Here is a 22,705-nt window from a genome sequence, read left to right on the forward strand (position 1 = left end):
GTTCACTCCTCACACCACACTCCGCCCGGACTACGTTCGGGCGGTTCCTTTTGAGTATCAAGCTCCAATGCCACGATACATTGACATCTCAACTGATTAAATGTGACAATTTATGTCTAAATATATACTTTTCTGGCAGGAGAACGCTCAGTTTTCTCTGTGGTAAAATATCCAAGACAACGTAGAAACAGTACACGCAAGGATTTCCAGGCATGTCAACAGCCGTAGCAGTTACAGACGCCAGTTTTAAGCAAGACGTCCTAGACAGTGACGTTCCCGTTTTAGTGGATTTTTGGGCACCTTGGTGTGGTCCTTGTCGGATGGTCGCACCTGTGGTGGATGAAATTGCACAACAGTACGAAGGTCAGGTCAAGGTTGTGAAGCTCAACACTGACGAAAATCCCAATGTAGCCAGTCAGTACGGAATTCGCAGCATTCCTACCTTAATGATTTTTAAAGGAGGGCAGCGAGTCGATATGGTTGTGGGTGCAGTGCCAAAAACAACATTGGCAAATACTCTAGAAAAGTATCTCTAATCGATAATCGATTCAGCCTTAAGCCGAGTTGGGTTAAGGCTAGTTAAGCTTGCAGGCGCTATGAGTCGCTACAGCTACAAAAGCCTGTAAGCTCTATTCCAGTTCCATGTCTAGTCCCCCAAGTCAACATAAATATAAGTTTTTCTGAACTTTTATCGTAAATCCGGATGAGGAAATTGCCCCTTGTACTAGTAAATGTCTAAATCTATAGACTTTACTATGTCATGACTAGGATACCTATATCGCCTACACCCATCAAACGTGTTGTGGCGATCGCATCAGTCGTGGTTGGTTGTCTGGTGAGTCCGATCGCGACTCAATCTCAACCAATCAACTCAGCGAGTAATACTCCCTCGCTGCAAGACATGCTTGAGTTTAATCTCGATCTATCGGGTAGGGGGCGCCCTGGCGATCGCACCGGGGGCGCGAGTCGTAGTTTATGTGGGGCGGGTAAAACCGGAGAACCACTGTTCGCCCTGATTCCCGATACCAATTTGGGATTAACGGTAGAGGAACATCCCACATTCTGGTTTTATCTTCCCGATGGCGCGAATAAATTCCACTCGATGAAATTTGCCCTCTGGAGTGATCAGGGTGAAAAATTGTACGAAACTACCTATCGGGTGACAAACACCCTACCCGGCGTAATTAGCATCTCTTTACCGCCAACCACACCCGCGCTAAAGGAAAACCAATACTACAACTGGATTTTCACCGTTTACTGTGAAGATCCCCAACAGGCGACTGTTTCCACTGATCCTAAACGAGTCCGAGTTAGAGGTTCCATCCAACGTGTTCCCTTAACCCCTGAACTCAAACAAGGATTGGATAGTGTTGTGACACCACGCGATCGCGTGGTTATCTTTGCCCGGAATGGGATTTGGTTTGATTCTATCACCCTGATCGGCAATCTTCGCCGTACTCAAACAGCCAATCGCGCCCTGGCGGCGGATTGGACGAATCTGTTAGAGGACATTGAACTCGAGGCGATCGCATCCCAACCCATTACGGAATGCTGTAGTGCTTCTGCTAAGTAATTCCTAAATTTGTATAGGGGTTCTCAACTGAGCATTATCAATCACCATGTCCTCAAACTCAGGTTGCTTGTATTACATCATTCCCCAAAACCCCTATATCTAGTGAATGTGCATCATCCGATTGTACATATAGGATATCAGCGACTTGATTCGATCCTGTAAGACCCCGCTACACTATCTCGTTCGATCATGCGCTTTCCCACTTTGGCTGTTCTCCTGTGCTAGACAGGGAACAGCTTATCGCCCTCTCGGTTAATTTTAATACCATAGCCACTTGACCTTGAAAACAGTGTGCTATAAAGAAGTAGATTACATAGTTCCTAAATTAGTAAGTGGTGTATCACTAAATACTGTGGCTTTTTCGTCCAATGGTTTAGTATTTTGTTGTCATTGGAGAATATAGGTTAGTGGCTGACCCTAATTGAGTCATCCTGGCAAAGAGATTCCCGGTTGTGAATTTCTTTGAGGGGCATTTGTATTGAGCATTTGCCTAGGTTTACCTTAGCTAAAACCAATAACAGATACTGTAACCCTGAAAATGGGAGTGATATAGCCCAGGTTGATTATTCAGATACTATCGAGAATAATTCAACAGCAATAGTTTTGGTGTCTCTTGAAAATTCAACGTACTATTTGATCGCTGAGTAAGCGTATTGGGATTCGGTGTGGCTTCCGGTTAGGACTTACTATATGTAGGGTTGAGTGGCATCCTGTCGGTAAAGTCCTATACATCAGTTCTACTTATTCGACGGAGTTTTGTAGCCCCTATGATTAATTCTGCAATGAAAGGAGCAACCCTACTGTTGGCTACCTTACCCATTTTTGGTGCGACGGCAACTGGTATACCGCCAACTCAGGCAACATTAATCCATGCCGATGCAAATAAAACGGGCGTACCGATTGTTTCGCACCCTAACCCTAGCTCTCTATTGAGAAACCCTTTAGTTACTCAAAAGTCTGCACCCAATCCTTATTTTAAAGATACCATTGTAACCAAGAAAGCCGCACCGAGCAACCCCTCAACTTTAATCATGGCTCAATCCATTACCGAGGCGGTGGATGGGACAGGTACAACGGTTCACCAAAACGGTAACCAATTTAACATCGACGGTGGCACAATTTCTGGAGATGGGGCAAATCTATTTCAGAGTTTTCAACAATTTGGTCTTTCATCGGATGAAATTGCCAATTTTATTTCTAATCCTCAAATTAGTAATATCTTAGGGCGGGTGGTTGGGGGGAATGCCTCAATTATTAATGGTTTGATTAAAGTTACGGGAGGCAACTCAAATCTGTTTCTGATGAATCCGGCGGGAATTATATTTGGCGCCAATGCGAGCTTAAATGTTCCCGCGTCATTTACAGCCACAACCGCGACAGGAATTGGCTTTGAGGGTGAGAATTGGTTTAATGTCTTTAGTGAAAATAACTATCAAAGCTTAATTGGTGATCCCAATCAGTTTGCCTTTGATTTGGCTCAAGGAGCAACTCTCATTAATGGTGGCAATTTAGCTGTATCTGAAGGACACAATTTAACCTTACTGGCGGGACATACGATTAACACCGGGCAACTGAGTGCACCGGGCGGCACAATTACAATGGCGGCTGTACCGGAATCCCATCGGGTGCGGATTAGTCAACCGGGACAATTATTAAGTTTAGAATTTGTACCGCCAACAGGTGTCAATGGGGAGATCAAAGCCATTGAACCCTTGGATTTACCAACGCTGCTGACGGGTACAGAGGAAAGTGTGGAGACGGGATTAACCGTTACGGATACAGGTCAAGTACAGCTTCAGGATTCTGGTATGAGTGTACCCACACAAGCAGGCGTTGCGATCGCGTCTGGTACTCTGGATGTTTCTCATGCGTCTCCTACTGTCGATTCCCAGTCTGTGAATGTCTTGGGCAACAAAATTGGTGTATTTGATGCCACAATTAACGCTTCTGGGACTTATGGCGGGGGAACAGTACGACTGGGCGGCGACTATCAGGGTCAAGGTACGTTTAATGCCTCTCAAACCCTCGTCAGTGAAAACTCGCTGATTACGGCTGATGCCGGGGTACAGGGGACAGGCGGTGCGGTTTTTGTTTGGGCAAATGGGGTTACAGGCTTTTACGGGACGATAAGCGCCCGTGGTGGAACTCAAGTGGGAGATGGGGGATTTATTGAGGTTTCTGGCAAAGAGTTGCTAGTTTTTACGGGGCACGCTGATGCTGGAGCAGATAACGGTCAACCGGGTACGTTATTGCTTGATCCTAAAAATATCATAATTGGGGAGACTAATGCTCCGTTAAAAGAACTTTTTAATCCTAATAACCTAACCAATAATCAATTTGGATATTCAGTCGCGGCAGTCGGCTCCAATATATTAGTGGGTGATCCTGGGGATGATACGAAGGGAACCAATGCAGGTGCGGCTTATTTATTTGATGGTAACGATGGAAGCTTAATCCACAGTTTTCTAAATCCCGATGATACTAATGCAGCGGGAGATCAATTTGGTTTTTCTGTCGCTGGAGTAGGGATAAACGTGCTAATTGGCGCTCCTGCAGATGATCCAGGAGGAGTTAATAATGCAGGTGCAGCGTATTTGTTTGATAATTCAGGGAATCAATTAGGAATCTTTTTGAAACCAAGCTTCGCTGGTGGAGCCACACAAGGCGACCAATTTGGTTTTTCTGTCGCTGGAGTAGGGAACAATGTAGTAGTTGGTGTTCCTTTTGATGATACGGCAGGAGCCTCGGATGCTGGAGCTGCCTATTTATTTAGTGGCAATGATTGGCAAGACAAAACAGGTTTGCTCAGCCAAAAACCTACAAATGGTGGTCACTTTGGTTATGCCGTATCAGGAGTTGGTTCAGATATAGTAGTTGGTGCCCCTGGTGATGCTCCAAATACTATCACTACAGGAGCAGCCTATTTGTTCAATAGTCAAGGTAACTTGATACGTAGCTTCCAAAACCTAAATAATGAAAATGGTGAATTTGGCACTTCTGTAGCTGCAGCAGGAGAAAATATCCTGATCGGTGCGCCTAAGAATAACACGAATTCAGGAACAACAGGAGCTGCCTATTTGTTTGATCAGCAAGGCAATCTTCTGCAAACATTTGAAAGTCCCCAATCTACACCGAATGGAGCTTTCGGCTCGTCGATAGCGATGGTAGGAGCAAATGTTTTAGGGGGTGCGCCTAGTGATAATACAAAAATAGGGACGGTAGGCTCTGCCTATTTGTTTAATTCCAACACAGGAGATATACTACAAACGCTTCCCAATCCTTCTGGTGGCTCTCATTTTGGAAATTCGGTGACTACAGTTGGCACACAGATATTTGTCGGAGACTATACGGGTGATGTTGCTAACAATACTGGAAAGGTTTACTTATTTTCTTCAAGCTTCATGTTTGATGATAACCCTAACTCCGAGGTTACCATCGATGCTGACACCATTACCAACATTACTAACACTGGCACAGAGATGGTGTTGCAGGCAAACAACGATATTATCGTGAATAATGTTATTGAAACTCAAGCGGAGGGGGTTGGCGGCGGATTAACGTTACAAGCCGGTCGGAGTATTTCTGTTAAGGCTGATATTACAACCGATAATGGCGATTTGACCTTAATTGCCAATGATAGGAATGCGATTAGAGATTTTCGTGATGCAGGGCAAGCTGAGATTTTAATTGACCCTAAAGTACGAATTAATTCTGGTACGGGAGATACAACGATCCGGTTAGATACAGGTGCTGAAGGTGGCAATATTACTCTCGCTAATATCACTGCCAGAAATTTAACTGTAAACAATAGTGCGACAGGGGGTAAGGTTAACATTCCCGAACAAATTCAGCTAAGTGGTGACTTCCAGATTACTACGGTTGGCGGTACTATTGAATTTGAAAATGCTTTCACTCTGACGGGTGAAACGTTCCTATCTACAGGCGCTGGAACGGGAGATATTCTGTTTAATAATCTTTTGGATGGGACTCAAAATCTAAATCTTACGGCGGGAACAGGTAATGTGATCTTTGAGGAGAAAGTAGGTAGCCGTATACCTCTGGGAAACCTGACAATTAGTAGTGCTTTTAATGTGACGGCAAAAGACGCGACAAGAGCCACTAGCTTGACTCATCAACCGGAAACTGGCACAATTAATCTGGCAAATCTTCGAGATATTCAAATCCTGGAGGGAGACTTACTTCTCAATACCACGAATACCCTGACTGTCGGCAATATTACAGCAACTGACGGCAAGGTAGAACTGAGTGCCAATACTGATCTGAACACAGAAAATATCACCACCTCTGGCGGCATAATTAATCTCACCAGTCAAGCCGGAAGGATTAATACGGGTGACTTAAATTCTTCTGCAGCCACTGGTGGCGATATCACTGTAAATGCGAATATCAGGATTACGACTGGAGCTATCAATTCTAGTGGCACTGAAGGCGATGGCGGTAACGTTCTGCTTGATCCCATCCAAGATATTACCGTCAGTTCCATTAATGCTCAAGGCGGAAGCAATGGTCAAGGCGGTGATGTTGAAATCACGACCCAACGCTTCTTTAAAGCAACAGGCAGTTTTACTGATCAAAATAGCAGAGAAGCTAGCATTTCTACGGCTGGCGGTAACGGTGGCGGCGATATTACTATTCGTCACGATGGTGGCGCAAGAAATGAGCCTTTTGTAGTGGGTAATGGCAGTGATAATGGTACGGCTGAAGCCATTACCAGTGGTGAGTTTACTATCGCACCGGTTCAGTCATTTCCAGGAAGCTATACTCTGGGCAATATTCGGATTATTACAACTGACCCGAATGATCCAAATAATCCAAATAATCCAAATAATCCGAATAGTCCGAATAATCCAAATAATCCAAATAATCCGAATAATCCGAATAATCTGAATAATCCGAATAGTCCGCTAATAGAGTTTAAAAGACCTTTAGAACGACCTCCTACTCCTAATGCCTTAGATCAAGAGCCAATTCTCAATGCTGATGTTTACAAAATAGAACGCTACTTTACTCAAGCATTTGAGAAACAAATGGGAATGGAGGCGGAAAAAATCCTCACCTTAGATGAAATTCGGAGTCGCCTGCGTAGCATTGAAGTTGCGACTGGGGTCAAGCCTGCTGTAATTTACGGGTTTTTTGTACCTAGCAGCACTAACTCAGAAATGGAACTCGAACTGATGCTGGTAACAGCGGAGCAGGATGTGATCACTAAGCGAGTGTCAGGGGCTAAACAATCGGATGTACTGCTTACCGGACAGAACTTTCGTCAGGAAATTATTGATGGTGGGTTTGGGTATTTAAATGATGCCAAACAACTGTATCAATGGTTAGTAGCACCCTTAGAACCAGAATTACAAGAGAAAGGAATTGAAAATCTCGTGTTCATTCTCGACGAAGGGTTGCGCTCATTGCCCCTAGCCGCTATTCATGATGGAGATGGCTTTATTGTGCAGCGATATAGCGTCAGTTTGATGCCTAGTGTTAGCCTCACGGATACCCGTTATGCTAGTATTAAAACAATGCCCGTTTTGGCAATGGGAGCCTCAGAATTTCCCAATAATCCCCTTTTGGAACAATTACCTGCTGCCGCTGCTGAGGTATCGATTCTGACTAATACACTGTGGCGAGGTCAAGCCTTTTTCAATGATAAGTTTACCGTTAACAATCTCAAGAGACAACGAGAAGACAAACCCTTTGGTATTATTCACCTCGCCACCCATGCTGAATTTGTACCGGGTGTACCCAGTAATTCCTATATTCAGTTATGGGATACTAAGGTAGGATTAGACCAAGTACGTAGTTTAGGCTGGAATGATCCGCCTGTAGAATTAGTGGTATTAAGTGCTTGTCGTACCGCATTAGGTGATCCGAGTGCAGAACTGGGATTTGCTGGATTTGCAGCTAAAGCTGGAGTTAAATCAGTATTAGCCAGTTTGTGGTACATCGAAGATTGGGGAACGTTGCCAATGATGGCAGAATTTTACAATCATCTGGATGACGCACCGATTAAAGCCGAAGCATGGCGACGGGCGCAAGTGGCAATGATTGACGGGAGGGTTAGGTATGAAGACAATCAATTAATCTTGTCTGATAAAGCAATTACTTTGCCACCTTCTGATGCCAAACCAGGTAATCCAGATCTGTCTCATCCCTACTACTGGTCAGCATTTAGTATTGTTGGCAATCCTTGGTAAAGTGAAGGCTCCAAGGCAAAGGGTACAGGGATGAAAAATGACCAATGACCAATGATAAATGACAAAAAATGAGCGTAGATAATCAGAATCAGTTTGAGCCACTTTTGGGCGGTGAAGTTTTGTCCGTTGATGAATCAGCACAACTTTTACTTGGGAATCGCACGTTCCGAGTTGAGGAATTCGTAGAAGCGATACGGATGCAGCTTGAAGATTTAGAGGGATGGACTCAAGATAAGAATGCCTGGTTTAGCGAAAAGGGTATTCCGGCTGAAGTTTTGAGATTTACGGCTAAAGGTTGGCAAAAAGGCACGGTGAGAATCAGCCTAGAATTTGTTCCAGAAGAAACTGAGAGTCGGAAATCCAAAAACTTGAAGATCAGCAATACATCACCAGAACAAGAGTAACTACCAATTATTGGAATGATGGGCTAGATTAGCACATTGTTCAATGGTAAGCTAATTTGATGTCGGGTGAGCAAGAGTTATCAAGAACAAATTGCCTCAAGCACAAGTAGGAGTAGACTGATGCCTATTTCATCTCAGCTTATGGTGTGGATTGCGATCGCGTTAGTGCAAGTCAGCCTCCTGGCAATAGCACCGTTGTTGATTCGCTGGCTTTCATTACTGCCTTAAATGTTCGGAAAATCTCTCTCTTATGTCTTAGAAGAAAGCGGTGAGATATTTGCTGATAAAGTGTTAGTGATCAATACCGCTGCAACAACAGAGCCAATTCTGGCAGAACAGAATGTCCGAGTTATTGGGGAAGTTCAAGAACTCGTAGTGGCTGATTTTGAGCGGGATTATGACCTAACCTGGGAGGGGGATATTCGGCGGACGATAGAAGCTGAGTATGCAGGAAAGCCTGTTATCGTTGCTGATGCTGTCGAGGTATTGGATATCCCCTAGACTTTCGGTTGAGTCAAAAACATGGATTATTCCATGGTTGCGCTACATTACCCCCTGATTACGAACTAGGATATCTTGAGAGAAGAACCGTCCCGTAAGATAAAATCCTTTTTCAATGACTGCGATTACTCCCAACTCCGCCAAACACAAAAAAGCTAAAGCCCTGAAACCAGGGACTATACGCCCTGCCAAGGAACTCTGTAGCGAATGTGGTCTGTGTGATACATACTATATTCACTATGTCAAGGAAGCTTGTGCATTTCTTAACCAACAGATTCCCAAATTAGAAACCCAAACTCACGGACGTAGCCGGAATCTAGATAATCCCGATGATTGGTATTTCGGCGTCAACCAAAACATGATGGCGGCGCGGAAAATTCAACCCATTGAAGGGGCGCAGTGGACAGGAATTGTCAGCACCATTGCCATTGAAATGCTCACAAGTGGCAAAGTCGAAGGCGTCGTCTGTGTGCAGAACACAAAAGAAGACCGTTTTCAACCCATGCCGATTATCGCCCGGACTCCAGAGGACATTCTCGCCGCGCGGGTGAATAAGCCAACCCTGTCTCCTAACCTTTCGGTATTGGAACAAGTCGAACAGTCGGGGATGAAACGCCTATTAGTGATTGGCGTCGGCTGTCAAATTCAGGCATTACGGGCGGTGGAAAAAGAACTGGGCTTAGAAAAACTCTATGTTCTGGGTACGCCCTGTGTAGATAATGTTACCCGCGCCGGCTTGCAGAAATTCCTAGACACCACCAGCAAGTCCCCTGATACAGTCGTGCATTATGAGTTTATGCAGGATTTTCAAGTTCATTTCAAACACGAAGATGGTTCAATTGAGAAAGTCCCCTTCTTCGGATTGAATACTAAAGAACTTAAGGATGTATTTGCCCCGTCTTGTATGAGTTGTTTTGATTATGTCAACTCTCTGGCGGATTTGGTTGTCGGTTACATGGGCGCCCCCTTTGGTTGGCAATGGATAGTGGTGCGAAATGAGCGGGGACAGGAAATGCTGGATTTGGTGCAAAATCAGCTAGAAACTCAATCGGTTATGTCTAAGGGCGATAGACACCAAGCGGTGCAACAGAGTATTCCGGCTTATGATAAAGGTGTCACTTTACCGATGTGGGCAGCCAAATTAATGGGGGTGGTGATTGAAAAGATTGGTCCGAAAGGATTGGAGTATGCTCGTTTTTCGATTGACTCCCACTTTACCCGCAATTATCTCTATGTGAAGCGCCATCATCCAGAGAAATTAGAAGCCCATGTGCCAGAGTTTGCTAAGCGAATTGTCGGACAGTATACTTTACCTGATTAAGGGAGTTAACTAAAAATTTGGGGGTAGGGGTGAGCATAGGTTTGGGCGAAGCATTCGCGGTGAAAATTGAGCTGTAGAATCGAACAATCTAGGCGCGAATGCTTCGCCCCTACAGCCCTACACCCCTACTCCTACAGGAATGTAACATTTAAATATTACAATACAATACTGATTATTCTACACCAATGCCCTCCAAAACGTTTATTGTTCGCGCCCACGCGAGAACCATCTATACCCGCCCCGTCACATTTATTTGTGCGAAGTGTCATCAGGCGACGACTCGTGAGTGCTATCCGGGTACACCACCAAAGTACTGCCTCAACTGTGCGCCGAGGAAGAAGAAAGCATCAGCAACCCGAAAACCGGAAAAGGGAATGTTTAAACCCACTCATCACTTGGTTGCTCAGAGTACGGGTGAACGAACACCTGTGTGCTTAGAAATGTCCTCTGTTCCGGGATGTTTCTGGGTGCGTACAGCCCTAGATTGGTTTGCGGGAGAGTCGATTATTCAATATCACAAACAAAAGGGATTATATAGCCGAGATATGCCCTTGGTGGGGTATTCCCTGGACGAGATAGCATCTGATATAGGGACGGGAAACTCTAAGCAAGAGCAAGGCGCGATCGCAACCGCTTCTCCTCCCCAAACCCGACCCCACAGCGCCAGAGAACTCTGCAAGCGCTTCAAATGTGGCGATCGATTACTCAAGAGAATGCGTTCGGCTCCAGACTTTGAACAATGGAGTCAATCGAGAGATCCACTGGGAATCGCCTGGGTCTACCGGGATGAAAAATTCTTGCCCAAAATGCAGGATGAGGTTTAACCTGAATTTGTCACTCCAGGTTAATTAATAGAGGGAACTTTTAAAATCATTAAAGCTAGAAAAATTTCCCCAAAGGATTTGCCCACCCCAGTTTGGCAGGTTTTAAGGCTCGCTGAGTGGGGAAGCGTTCAAATAAAATGTCTAATTCACTTTTGCCGTATTCATTCCACAGCATTTCAATGGGTTTAAATTGCTCGGTATGTGGAAAATCGGCAGTATGGTGGGTTAAGCGTTTAGCGTATTGGGTCAACGGCTTAAAGTGAATAGAATAATATAATCCGTTGACCGGATAGTTTTTTAGTTCAAAGCAGGGAAAAAATTCTGGAAAGCGTTCCCTAGCTTCCTTAAAACGGCTATAGATATCCCGTTCCCAACGCTTGCGGGTAATTTCGTCAATTTCTATAACTTGCTCATTTAGGAGAATCATTGAGTTATTGGAACCGTGCATAATCTGGAGGGAACTCGCTTCACTCCCTACTCTAGAAAGATGGTATGACAAGGTTATGACAACTTAATGACAATCTTACACAGGGCTGAATCAATGAGACATAGATTACCAGCATCTCCTTCTAGATTTTAACCCTTATACGCCATTCTCAAATCGTCGCCCATTTTCAGTTTCAATTGATCAATTATTACTTACTAAGCGCCACTAACTGTGGTTATACCAAGCCATGCTTTCAGAGTGCAGAATGTTCGTTTCCGGATAACCATTAGGTACTGCATCCGCCAGAAAATAATAAACTTACGCGATACCACACAGTCAAATAGTTTAAACATTTAAATGATAACGTCTTTGTAGCAAAAGTTCATAAACTCCAGTTTTTGAGCCATTTTCCCAATAAATTGACGAGATTATGGGGGTTCCAGCGATTTGTCGATTTGGGGTATAATATTATATATTGGGGAATACTATTGACTAAAATAGGGTAACAATTCGCCAAACCCTTAATAATTCGTGCAATTTCTGTATTTTTCTACTCCTCTACTAAGGAATTATTTTCTCGCCAAGCTATGTATTTACTTAAAGACGTGTAAAAAAATATTGCCATGGGTTGACTATAAGCGTGTTGTATTGTTTGGATTTGGGGTTAGTAAGGGCGGGTTTTGCTACAGATGTTATCGGTGGGATTCAACATTGAGTGTCTAAACCCGCCCCTACAGCCCTGCTCCAATAACCTCCCCTTGCAACTACTGCGCCAACGCCAATCCATCCCCACGGGGTTCAGACGCCGCAACAAAAACGCCTCTCTGCCGTAAAATCATCTGACCCTTGCCAAACCGTTTCCCATCGGCACTTATTTCAATGTCATGTCCCCGTTGGGCGAGTGCCAAGGCAACCTCAGCAGGTACAGTTGGCTCCAAAAGTACCTGATTTGCGGCGATAAACTGCCATCGTGGGGCATCCAGTGCCGCTTGGGGATTCATCCCATAATCTGCCAGATTCACCACCATTTGTAGATGTCCCTGGGGCTGCATATATTCCCCCATCACGCCAAAAGGTCCTAAAGGTTGACCGTCTTGGGTGAGAAAGCTGGGAATTATCGTATGATAGGGACGCTTTCCCGGCGCGACTTGATTAGGATGACCTGTTTCTAAGGTGAAACCACACCCCCGATTATGCAGGGCAATCCCCGTACCCGGAATCAGAAGCCCACTGCCAAAGCCTTGATAATTGGATTGAATCAACGACACCATCACCTCCCCATCGGCGGCGGCTAAATAGACGGTTCCGCCTTTGGCTAAACCGGGTTGGGCTAAGGGAATCGCGGTTTGTGTGATTAACTGGCGACGGGTTTGGGCATAGTCTTTATCCAGGAGTCGCTCAACTGCCATGTCCATAAATCGAGGATCGGCAATATAACGATTGGCATCGGCAAATGCCAGTTTCATCGCTTCAATTTGCAGGTGATAGCTTTCCACGGAGTCACGGGGATATTGACTTAAGTCGAATCCTTCTAAGATATTCAAGGCGATTAATGCCGTTAATCCTTGGGTGTTGGGGGGAATTTCCCAAACCTGTAAGTCTCGATAGGTGGTGGAAATGGGGTTAACCCAATCCGCTTGATGGGCGGCGAAATCTGCCACGGTTAATAAGCCACCTGTATCCGCCGCAAAGTTCGCGATCGCAACAGCCATATCCCCCTGATAAAAGCATTCACCCCCCGTTTGAGCAATCTGGGTTAAGGTTTGAGCATGAGCCTCACTTGCCCAAATCTCTCCCGGATGCGGCGCCCGGTTATTGGGGAAAAATACGGATTTAAATGGCTCAAATTCTCGCCCCTTCAGGGGGAGGAAAATCGCCTCCGCTTGTTTCCAAGCCGTTGCGGTAACCGGGGAAACCGGATATCCTGACCGAGCATAGCGAATCGCCGGGGCAAATAATTGCTCAAAGGGTAATTTTCCCCACCGTTGCCATAATGTTCGCCAAGCACAGACGCATCCGGGTACGGTGACAGGTAACCACCCCCGTTGGGGGATGTCTCCCATTCCAGCAAAATGGTCTAAAGTTAAGGCTTGAGGACTTTTACCGGAAGCGTTGAGTCCATGTAACTCACCATCCCAGACTAAGGCAAAGGTATCAGACCCAATCCCGTTAGAGGTGGGTTCAACAACTGTGAGTGCGATCGCGATCGCTAAGGCTGCATCAACAGCATTCCCCCCCGCCCAAATCATCTCCATCCCCGCTAATGTGGCGAGGGGTTGGCTAGTGGCGACAGCACAATGCTTACCCATAATCACCCGTCGCGTTGAAGGGTAAGGATAGTGAGTTAGGTCATGGTTCATTGTTCATTGTTCATTATTTTCTCCCTTATCTCGCAGCATTCCCAGGGAGAGGACACGGGCGTGATTTTACAATAAAAATAAGTCTCTCCCCAAGGGTAATAATACTATGGTACAAACAATCTTTGCCAAAGAACTCAGCCTCTACGATTTAGAAACAGCATTTGATTTACAGTTAACCGAAGACGCTTGTTTTACGGAATGGGTGAGTGATGTCACGGTTACCGAATCTGAAAAGCAAGCATTAAACCGCATCCGCAGCAATTACTTGAATTTAACTCGATACCGTTTCATGTCAGAAGAGGCAGTCAAAATGGTTGTGCTGTCTCCTTTACTGGATTTAGCTGCATTTTATCAGCCCCCCTTTACCATTGAAACGGAAACCTCGATTCAAATTTCGGCTGAAGATGAAGGCATTATCGTTAAAGGTAGTATTGATGTGTTAGTCGTACAGCAACGGTTGTGGATATTAGTGATTGAATCCAAGGCGACTAAATTTGATGTGATGACGGCTTTACCTCAAGCCCTGGCTTATATGCTGAGTGATGGGAACAGAAAACAACCAAGGTTTGGTTTATTGGTGAATGGCAGAGAATTTGTTTTTGTTAAACTCATTGGGCAAGATCAACCCCAGTACAGTTTATCTCAGGCGTTTTCTATCCTTAAACCAGAAGATGACTTATATAATGTCCTAAATTTACTTAAATACATTGGTGGTTTGATTCGCTAGTAGTAGGTTAGGTTGAGGAACGAAACCCAACAAGTTAACCTTAAATACATTAGTGGTTTGATTGGTAGGGGCGCACGCTCCGTGCTATTGGTGTAAACTTAAAACTGAAACCCTTACTTAGTAAGAGATCCCCCCTAGCCCCCCTTAAAAAGGGGGGAACCAGAGGATGCGAGAGCTTTTTTTGCATGGGGGATTAAGGGGGATCTAAACGGCTGAGGTGTAAGTTCAGGGAGAATAAGCCTGAGATTTAGGAGTTTATAGTCAGGGATGCCAATGTTGTTGAGCAGGGGGTTATAGGAGCGCACATTTTCCCATGATGAAATAGTACCTGAAATCACAGCAGAAATCAAGAGATTCATTCGATTTTTTTGAGCAGTGATTTGCCGGATAACTCGGTGGGTTACGACGGCGCGTTCATTCAAGGGTTTGTTGTATTAATGAAGCATCGTCTCACCCATGATGGCGGCTGCATTGAATTAAACAAGAAGTTAGGGAGCGATCGCGCAACCTGCTACAAGCCTTGCAGCGAAGAAAGGATATCGAGAATAGACTGCGGGAATTCAGGTTGGCGCATGATGATTATTGATTTGACTCCAATCATAACTTGACCTCTCCCCCAACCCCTCTCCTTGTAGGAGAGGGGAGTAGAACTCCCCCTTCCGTGCAAAAAAGTGAAACATCCTTTGTCCTCCCCCCTCGCAGGGGGGAACGAAAGGGGAGGGAAGGGGGGTGGGGGCGGTTCGATAATTTATGCGATCGCATAAATCCCCGCATCCTGTCCGGCTTTCTAAACCAACACCCCATCACCCGCCGCCATATCCTTAGCATAGCGAGTCACCAACCAGGGCATTTGCACAAAAATAGAGGCTAGCCTCTGGCTAACCTCTAATCCTAACCGACTATTTCGTTTCCGAGAATTCAGCGTCGATGACATCATCACCACCACCGGATTCACTACCAGGAGCAGCACCGGCTTCAGCACCACCCGGAGCACCAGCACCACCGGGAGCAGCACCGGCTTCAGCACCACCCGCTTGTTGATACAAGTTAGCACTGATGCTGTAGAGAGCTTGTTGCAATTCCGTAGTCAGCGTCTTAATCTTCTCATCGTCTTCTTGAGACACCGCATCTCGCAGATCCTTAATCAAGCCTTCAACCTTAGTCTTATCAGCTGCTGGGACTTTATCACCCAATTCATTAATCTGCTTCTCAGCTTGATACGTCAGAGAATCGGCTTGGTTCTTGCGATCAATTTTCTCACGACGCTCTTTGTCCGCCGTCGCATTGGCTTCGGCTTCCTTAACCATGCGATCAACGTCTTCACTGGGGAGGGTGGATGCGCCAGTAATGCTAATTGATTGCTCTTTACCCGTACCTTTATCCTTCGCCGTAACGTTCAGGATACCATTGGCGTCAATATCAAAAGTGACTTCAATTTGGGGAACGCCGCGCGGTGCTGGGGGAATACCATCGAGACGGAAAGTCCCCAGACTCTTGTTATCGCCGGACATTTCCCGTTCACCTTGGAGAACGTGGATTTCTACGTTGGTTTGACCATCAACAGCCGTGGAGAAGGTTTCTGACTTCTTGGTGGGAATGGTGGTGTTGCGGGGGATAATCTTAGTCATTACACCGCCCAAGGTTTCTACACCCAGGGATAGAGGTGTAACATCCAGTAGCAGAATGTCTTTAACTTCACCCGCCAGAACACCCGCTTGAATCGCTGCGCCAACTGCAACCACTTCATCTGGGTTTACAGTTTGGTTGGGTTCCTTACCCAATACCCGCTTGACTACCTCTTGCACCGCCGGAATCCGGGTTGAACCTCCAACCAAGACAATCTCATCAATCGCGCTTTTATCAATTTTGGCATCGCGCACCGAATTCTCAACTGGGATGCGACACCGGTCAATTAAGTCCGCACAGAGTTCTTCAAACTTCGCCCGAGTCAAGGTCATATCCAGGTGCTTGGGACCTTCCTGGGTAGCGGTAATGAAGGGTAGGTTAATTTCGGCTTGGGTAACGCTGGAGAGTTCAATCTTGGCTTTCTCCGCCGCTTCCGTTAGACGTTGCAGAGCTTGCTTGTCTTTGCGTAAGTCAATCCCTTCGGATTTCTGGAATTCAGCGGCGAGGTAATCGACAATTTTCTTATCAAAGTCGTCACCACCCAAGTGAGTGTCACCGGAGGTAGATAATACTTCAAAGACACCATCACCGACTTCCAGGATGGATACGTCAAAGGTTCCACCACCGAGGTCAAAGACCAAAATCGTTTCGTTGCTCTTTTTGTCTAAGCCATAGGCGAGAGAAGCCGCCGTGGGTTCGTTAATAATCCGCAACACTTCAACGCCAGCAATCTTACCTGCGTCTTTCGTAGCTTGACGCTGGGAGTCGTTGAAGTAGGCGGGAACGGTAATCACGGCTTGAGTCACCGTTTCACCCAGGTACTTACTGGCGTCATCGACTAACTTACGTAGGACTTGAGCCGAAATCTCTTCAGGCGCAAATTGTTTGCCTTGAGAGGGACAATCAAGTTTGACGTTATCGCCAACTTTGAGGACTTTATAAGAGACTTCAGTAGCTTCATTGGTGACTTCGCCATGTCTACGCCCAATAAAGCGTTTGACTGAGTAGAACGTATTTTCCGGGTTCATCACCGCCTGACGTTTGGCGATTTGACCCACAAGGCGATCGCCATTTTTGGCATAAGCCACAACAGAAGGGGTTGTACGTCCGCCTTCGGCGTTAGCAATCACGGTGGGTTTACCACCTTCCATGACGGCTACGCAGGAGTTTGTCGTACCTAGGTCAATTCCAACTACTTTTGCCATAAGAGTGTTCCAAGTTCGCTTAACTACAAATACTGGAGAAGTCGGGGAGCATGACTGTTGAACCTTAACTTGGCTCAATCAGCAGCCTTGGGGAGCTTCAATATTGCTTCGGCTACCAATCTCTATACTGAACTCGGTTAGCCTGTCTCATGAAGGGGGGGTTCCCGAACCTGAGATGGGACGGTTCGATTTGGTGATTGCTAGTTTTAGTCGCTCTCCCATTAACAATAATCAACGGTTAACTTTGTGCTGATGTCTTGCGCTGTGTCTAATGTAAGAAACTCGACGGTATAAAGGATTGGGGCGAACCGTAATGAATCAGTTGTGTTTGCCGTCTGTTACTGTGTTAAAGCATCTGTGTCCCTTCTAGGCTGGCAAACCTTAGTCTCAAGCACAACCAGGAATAAGTGGTTAAGCACTTGATTTTTCCCACGATATCGGGGTAATATATAGGGTTATTTTAGAAGCAATACTCTACTTTTTGTCTCCTAGGGAGCTTCTAAATAGCCGATTTTTTGATAAATAATCAGTCTATTGTAGGGGCGGGTTTAGGAACTACAATCCGCATTGCTGAAATAACTGAACAACAAAACCCGCCCTGATTAAAAAGCCTGGTTACAGATTGACTTAACCATCGCTCAAAAGCCGGACTGCAATCCTAAAGCCATCAACGCTAAAAGCCCACCTGTCAAATAAAACGCACCCACAATTTGGGTTTCTGACCAACCGCTTAATTCCAAATGATTATGAAAGGGTGACATTTTAAACAGCCGTTTGCCTATCCCAGCCTCATCTTTTGTGGCTTTGTAGTAAGCAACTTGGGCAATCACAGAGATCGATTCCCAACAGAAAATACCACTGAGAACAAATAAACACCAGAGATTCTGACTCAATAGTCCTACCGCCGCCAGGGCGCCGCCTAAAGCGAGGGAACCCGTATCTCCCATAAACACAGCGGCTGGGTGGCGATTATGTGCAACAAACCCCAGACAACTACCACTGAGACAGGCACAGAACACCATTAAACCCGGTGAAGTTGGGGCAACGATCGCAGCCAATGCCAAAAGCGCGATCGCACAGGTGCCCCCAGCCAATCCATCGACCCCATCGGTAAGATTCGTGGCATTACTTTCCGCCGCCAGAACAAACAGGGCTAGGGGCCAAAACAGTAATCCTAAGGGTAAAACCACCCCAAACGGCAGTGCGATCGCGGTAATACTAATCGGTTGACTTGCCGCTAGCCAGATACAAAACATCAACCCCACGCTGATTTGCAGTGCCAATTTCAGGCGAGGGGAAATCCCTTTATTAGAACGGCGGCGGATAATTTGCCAATCATCCAACCAGCCAATCATCCCATAAGCCAGGGTCACAACGGATACAACTAGGACATTAACAAACTCTTGCCCTCCCAGCGCCAATCCCGACCAAAATAGAGCAACCATTACCGCCACAGGTACAAAAAACACCCCACCCATAGTTGGGGTGCCAGCTTTTTGTAAATGGGTTTGCGGACCATCCTCCCGGACAATCTGACCCATTTTCAGCCTTTGCAGAAAAGGAACAACCCCATATCCCAGCGCCGAACTCAGCAGGGCACAAATCAACAACGGCAAGGTCATGGAGACTCCGGCGAAAAGGGAGCGTTCCCCCAACCCATCTAGAATGAGTGATCCCAGACTCAAGCCAACGGCTAGTAACGTCAAGAGGCCCGAACCCGTTAAATTAAACGAGCGCCCAGAAGTTAATTTTGCGTCTATCACGGACAAAAACATCCCTTTATCGAACTTCCTCACACACAATGCGACGCATGGCGTCTTGACGATTCCCGTGTGACCCACGGCACTGATGGGAATCGTAACATCAATAGGGTACTTTCAATCAATCCTTCAAGCAAGCAAATTTACTTATTGTTGCCCGATGATTCATCACGATCGCTAACGACCAAGCCATTAATAACGGAAAACTGCCGCTATCGGTGATTGAGCTGGTACTCGCTCTGGTTCTACAGCAAAGACAGTTCCACCATTCAAAACGGTATAAACCGCGGCTAAATCCAATAAATCTTGGTCACCAGCCTGGTGTTGCTCATGTAGCTGCACCGTATTGCTCTGTGGGTCAAAGCTACCCCACTGCTGATGGTTTAGGGCGACAAACAACGAATCAATGCGTCGATTATAAGCCGCCTGCACTACTTCTTTCAGGGCATCAGAGGCTTGTTCCTGATTATTTCCAGAAAATTCTCTGAAGCGGTCAATTGCCTCTTTCTCTGCCTGTTGAAACGTAGGCTGAACGATTGCCCAGGCTTGAGTATGGAGTTCTTCTGGCTTGGAGAGCTCTGGATTGCCCGTAATGCCTTCCTCCAGAAGATGGGGGTAAGAATTCACTCGTTTATAAATCGGGAGGAGATAATCTACACAGGCTAGCACTAGGGGGACAGTCTCATCCTGTAGAAACTCCTGTATCCCTTTATTCACTTTGCTCAAAAAGCGGACAATCTGATTTTCGTGATCTTCATCCACACCTCGTCCATGGAGTGTTCCCGGAGCTGAACCCGGTAATCCACCAGGGGAATAGGTTTCAGAGGACATGAATTGGGTCTGATTTTCAGAATCCTCATCACTGTTGCACACTCATCAGACTTTCTGGCAGATTGTCAACCTCCTCAGGCTGAATTTCCCGAATGCGATCGCGCCCTCCTACTAAAAGTCGCACCTTCTTTTGACTCAGTGCCAAAATATAGAAACGCCCATCGCCCGTCAGCAGTGGCATCAGTGGCTTGAGGTGAAATTGCTCACCGACTACGACTAACTCCTCAAAATCCAGGGGTAGACGGTAATAGCGAAAGAAATTGGGGGCGATGAACAGGGCGAGTCCCTGATTCTGATGACGCCAAAAGTCATCACGATCCAACTCTTGAGCGCTTTTAAGCATTTCTTGGGCATCGGCTGAGCGCATACCCTGCTCAACTAGCTGGGCTTCAGCTTTCCCCATGAGATTCTTGAAACGAATAGGATCTTGTTTGATTTGCGGACCTGCCGTATGGGTAGGCATAAAAATAGAAACACACAATCCTTCTGGCTGTGTAACCAGAGTTTTGAGTTCTTCTGTGGATAGTAATGGCATGAAGTTGAACTCCTATCTTCTCTTCAATTGAAAAAAATTAAACGAACAGGCAAGATAGCCAGCTAACCGTTACGGTTAGAGGCTAAATCTCTGACTATTTTTTGGGTTGGGCTGCCGTTTAGCCCAAAAGCTCGGATCTTGCCTGCCTTCATTTCAACGAAGGTAGTATGTCCAATACATCTGCCTTACGATAGGAAAGTTATGCTCCCCTTGCCAAAGAATATGTGCTGGAAATAATAGCAACTGCTGGTATTGGTACAGAACACACAATTTGGTAGAGACGTTGCATGCAACGTCTCTACCACAGTTGATTTTTCCTAACTTATGTGTCTACTGCTATAACTGTAGTTACGTGAAGTGCGACTTCAAATACCCATCAGTTAACAAGCTTGCCAAAGCAGATATCAGAAACAAATGCAGCCTTATTTTTTATATTAGATGCTACCAAACGTAGGAATTGGGCTATTACTGGGACGACCGAAACTGGGTAAGTCAACATGGGTAATATTGCGATTCTTGACCGCTAGCCGATAGCTGACACTTTGCAACTCAGCATGAAGTTGGCGATTCTCCCGTTGTAGTCTGCTCACCTTCTCTCTCACAGGCGCCATGCGTTCAGCAAACTTCTGACGATAAATTTGGGGTAGCTCCTGAACCACCTGCTCCAACATACGAGAACGATCGGTTAGTTCTTGCACGGACTGGCGCAACTGATAAATTTCTTGATCGCGAGTTGTAATCTGCTCTTGGTAAAATCTAACTTGCTGCTCGACATCTTGCAACTGTTCTCGCAAGACTCGCATTTGGGCTTGATGACGCTCAGAAACCTCGGCTGGCGGTTTGAAGTTCGCATTGCCTTTAACCAAGCGAAATAGCTCTTGAGAGAGCTGCTGCACGAGCTGATCTCTCAGATGTAACTCTTCCCGAAGCCGAGACACTTCAGTTTGCAGCGCTGGTAGGGTTTGGGTTTCAGTCGCGTTCACGATAGCAAAAAGCTCCAATACAATAGGGACTGCTACATAAAACTAATACAATTTCCGCCAAACGCGGACATTGATGTTTACTTACTGCTTCAACCAGGGCTGTCGGCAGCGTCCTGTCCACAGTCGTTAAGTTCCGAGCTAGCCGCCCGTACTTTTTCTTTTGGTGCGTTTTCTAGGTTAACTGCTGCGTTGAAATCACGACACTTAACAGCACCGCACCCAAGACAATGAAATACCCTATCGCTCAACTTCATCGGTTGTGTGTGTCCACAGTCTGAACACATCTTCGATGAAGGGAACCATCGGTCTACCAATTCCACCACTGTACCAAACATCGATTGTTTGTAGGTGAGTTGACGCCGAAATTCATAAAACCCTAAACTGCCAATCGCATCGGCTAACTTTGAATTAGCCATCATCCCGGACACATTTAAATCTTCTATCCGAATGTGATGATAGTTTCGACTGATAGAAGTGGTTAACTTCTGTAGGAAATCACGTCGAATATTGGTAATTCGGCTATGCAATCGGGCAACTCGTTTGTAGAACTTCTTGGCGTTATTGGAAGCGGGTATTCCCTGTTTCCTATTTCCTAGTTGTTTATGGCGGTTACGCCATTGTATCTTAGCTAGCTTGATTTTCGCTTGCTTTATCGATGGGGGCGCTTCTACTGTTGTCCCATCACTGAATGTGGCAAAGCTTTTCACTCCCAAGTCGATACCAACCTTCTCCAAAGCCTGACAGCCAACAGGCAGTTTATCAGCCCGGATAGCAAAGGACACATACCATTTAGATGCAACACGAGATAGAGTAAATGTCTGCGTCGCACAGGTCAAGGGTACGGGTTCAGCTAACCTAAACGTCCCTAGAGTCGGGATTTTTATCCTCCGACCAGCCCACACCGTTACCTGTCCATTCGATGAATCAACTGTGAATGATGCTTTGTCTTTTTTGCGCTTGAATTTCGGGAACTCTCCCAACCCTTTAAAAAAGCGAGTCAATGCGTTTTTCAGGGCAATCAATGCGTTTTGATACACACGAGAGGAGAGCTGATTCATCCAAGTGAATTCGGGCTTTTTCTTTGTGAAGTTGGTTAGCACTTTACGGATTGCCGAAATCTTCTTGGTCACACCTCCTTTGATATCCATCACCTGCTGGTAGAGCGCCAGTCCATAGTTATAGACCAACCGCGAAAAGCCAGCGTGTTGCGCCATCAACGTTTGTTCAATGTTATTGAGTTTTAGTTCCAGCTTGATGGCATACATAGTAGGTAAGACACAAGGGTAGCAACCCCAGTCCATTGACTCTCTCTGAAATCATGTTAATTTATTTTGGCAACAAAGAGCGAGCGCTTCAAACATAACGGATAATGTCGCAAAATGTCAGTAAGATCATTGTCCTAGGTCATCCTCCCAA

Annotated in this window: 18 protein-coding genes; 9 read left to right on the forward strand and 9 right to left on the reverse strand. The window is 45.9% G+C overall.

The annotated features are described in order from the left end of the window. The first annotated feature begins 212 nt into the window (after positions 1 to 212). The 7 genes from trxA to RLO19_RS02425 all read left to right on the forward strand — a co-directional run bounded on the left by trxA (position 213) and on the right by RLO19_RS02425 (position 10,835). Positions 213 to 536, forward strand: a complete 324-nt coding sequence (gene trxA, locus RLO19_RS02395; RefSeq protein WP_446336004.1) for a thioredoxin — start codon at positions 213 to 215, stop codon at positions 534 to 536. Between the two features lie 224 nt (positions 537 to 760). Beyond that, on the forward strand, positions 761 to 1,573 hold the full coding sequence (locus RLO19_RS02400) for a DUF928 domain-containing protein (protein ID WP_446353511.1): 813 nt from the start codon (positions 761 to 763) through the stop codon (positions 1,571 to 1,573). A 767-nt stretch (positions 1,574 to 2,340) separates the two neighbouring features. Then, positions 2,341 to 7,785, forward strand: coding sequence for a CHAT domain-containing protein (locus RLO19_RS02405; RefSeq protein ID WP_446353513.1), 5,445 nt, complete (start codon positions 2,341 to 2,343; stop codon positions 7,783 to 7,785). Positions 7,786 to 7,853: 68 nt separating this feature from the next. Continuing rightward, entirely contained in the window at positions 7,854 to 8,189 is a 336-nt protein-coding gene (locus tag RLO19_RS02410) for a KGK domain-containing protein (protein WP_446353515.1), read from the forward strand. A 228-nt stretch (positions 8,190 to 8,417) separates the two neighbouring features. Next, positions 8,418 to 8,690, forward strand: coding sequence for a hypothetical protein (locus RLO19_RS02415; protein WP_446353517.1), 273 nt, complete (start codon positions 8,418 to 8,420; stop codon positions 8,688 to 8,690). Positions 8,691 to 8,805: 115 nt separating this feature from the next. Then, a complete protein-coding gene (locus RLO19_RS02420; protein ID WP_446353519.1) occupies positions 8,806 to 10,011 on the forward strand; it encodes a Coenzyme F420 hydrogenase/dehydrogenase, beta subunit C-terminal domain in 1,206 nt (401 codons plus the stop codon). A gap of 185 nt (positions 10,012 to 10,196) precedes the next feature. After that, complete coding sequence (locus RLO19_RS02425) at positions 10,197 to 10,835, forward strand: hypothetical protein (protein WP_446353521.1); 639 nt, start codon at positions 10,197 to 10,199, stop codon at positions 10,833 to 10,835. Positions 10,836 to 10,890: 55 nt separating this feature from the next. Here the strand turns inward: RLO19_RS02425 and RLO19_RS02430 are convergent, their stop codons facing one another. Both RLO19_RS02430 and RLO19_RS02435 read right to left on the reverse strand, forming a co-directional pair. Continuing rightward, on the reverse strand, positions 10,891 to 11,334 hold the full coding sequence (locus RLO19_RS02430; protein ID WP_446353523.1) for a hypothetical protein: 444 nt from the start codon (positions 11,332 to 11,334) through the stop codon (positions 10,891 to 10,893). A gap of 692 nt (positions 11,335 to 12,026) precedes the next feature. Continuing rightward, complete coding sequence (locus tag RLO19_RS02435; protein ID WP_446353525.1) at positions 12,027 to 13,622, reverse strand: gamma-glutamyltransferase family protein; 1,596 nt, start codon at positions 13,620 to 13,622, stop codon at positions 12,027 to 12,029. Between the two features lie 106 nt (positions 13,623 to 13,728). Here RLO19_RS02435 and RLO19_RS02440 point away from each other — a divergent pair, with 106 nt between their 5' ends. Continuing rightward, a complete protein-coding gene (locus RLO19_RS02440; RefSeq protein ID WP_446353527.1) occupies positions 13,729 to 14,349 on the forward strand; it encodes a type I restriction endonuclease in 621 nt (206 codons plus the stop codon). A gap of 368 nt (positions 14,350 to 14,717) precedes the next feature. Further along, the gene (locus tag RLO19_RS02445) at positions 14,718 to 14,957 is read left to right on the forward strand and encodes a hypothetical protein (RefSeq protein WP_446353529.1); all 240 of its coding nucleotides are present in this window, start codon (positions 14,718 to 14,720) and stop codon (positions 14,955 to 14,957) included. A gap of 179 nt (positions 14,958 to 15,136) precedes the next feature. Here RLO19_RS02445 and RLO19_RS02450 read toward each other — a convergent pair whose 3' ends face one another. The 7 genes from RLO19_RS02450 to RLO19_RS02480 all read right to left on the reverse strand — a co-directional run bounded on the left by RLO19_RS02450 (position 15,137) and on the right by RLO19_RS02480 (position 22,554). Next, positions 15,137 to 15,286 (reverse strand): hypothetical protein, encoded by a 150-nt coding sequence (locus RLO19_RS02450; RefSeq protein ID WP_446353531.1) that lies wholly within the window; start codon positions 15,284 to 15,286, stop codon positions 15,137 to 15,139. After that, complete coding sequence (gene dnaK / locus RLO19_RS02455) at positions 15,249 to 17,180, reverse strand: molecular chaperone DnaK (RefSeq protein ID WP_446353533.1); 1,932 nt, start codon at positions 17,178 to 17,180, stop codon at positions 15,249 to 15,251. Before dnaK ends, RLO19_RS02450 begins: the two co-directional genes overlap by 38 nt. 638 nt (positions 17,181 to 17,818) lie before the next feature. Next, positions 17,819 to 18,940, reverse strand: a complete 1,122-nt coding sequence (mraY, locus tag RLO19_RS02460; protein WP_446353652.1) for a phospho-N-acetylmuramoyl-pentapeptide-transferase — start codon at positions 18,938 to 18,940, stop codon at positions 17,819 to 17,821. Between the two features lie 192 nt (positions 18,941 to 19,132). Further along, positions 19,133 to 19,771, reverse strand: coding sequence for a baeRF3 domain-containing protein (locus tag RLO19_RS02465; protein ID WP_446353534.1), 639 nt, complete (start codon positions 19,769 to 19,771; stop codon positions 19,133 to 19,135). A gap of 28 nt (positions 19,772 to 19,799) precedes the next feature. Next, on the reverse strand, positions 19,800 to 20,306 hold the full coding sequence (locus RLO19_RS02470; protein WP_446353536.1) for a hypothetical protein: 507 nt from the start codon (positions 20,304 to 20,306) through the stop codon (positions 19,800 to 19,802). A 434-nt stretch (positions 20,307 to 20,740) separates the two neighbouring features. Further along, positions 20,741 to 21,289, reverse strand: coding sequence for an Npun_F5560 family protein (locus RLO19_RS02475; RefSeq protein WP_446335986.1), 549 nt, complete (start codon positions 21,287 to 21,289; stop codon positions 20,741 to 20,743). Between the two features lie 89 nt (positions 21,290 to 21,378). Then, on the reverse strand, positions 21,379 to 22,554 hold the full coding sequence (locus RLO19_RS02480; protein ID WP_446353538.1) for an RNA-guided endonuclease InsQ/TnpB family protein: 1,176 nt from the start codon (positions 22,552 to 22,554) through the stop codon (positions 21,379 to 21,381). Between the last annotated feature and the right edge of the window lie 151 nt (positions 22,555 to 22,705).

Source organism: Coleofasciculus sp. G2-EDA-02 (assembly GCF_040226375.1).
Taxonomy (GTDB): domain Bacteria; phylum Cyanobacteriota; class Cyanobacteriia; order Cyanobacteriales; family Coleofasciculaceae; genus Coleofasciculus.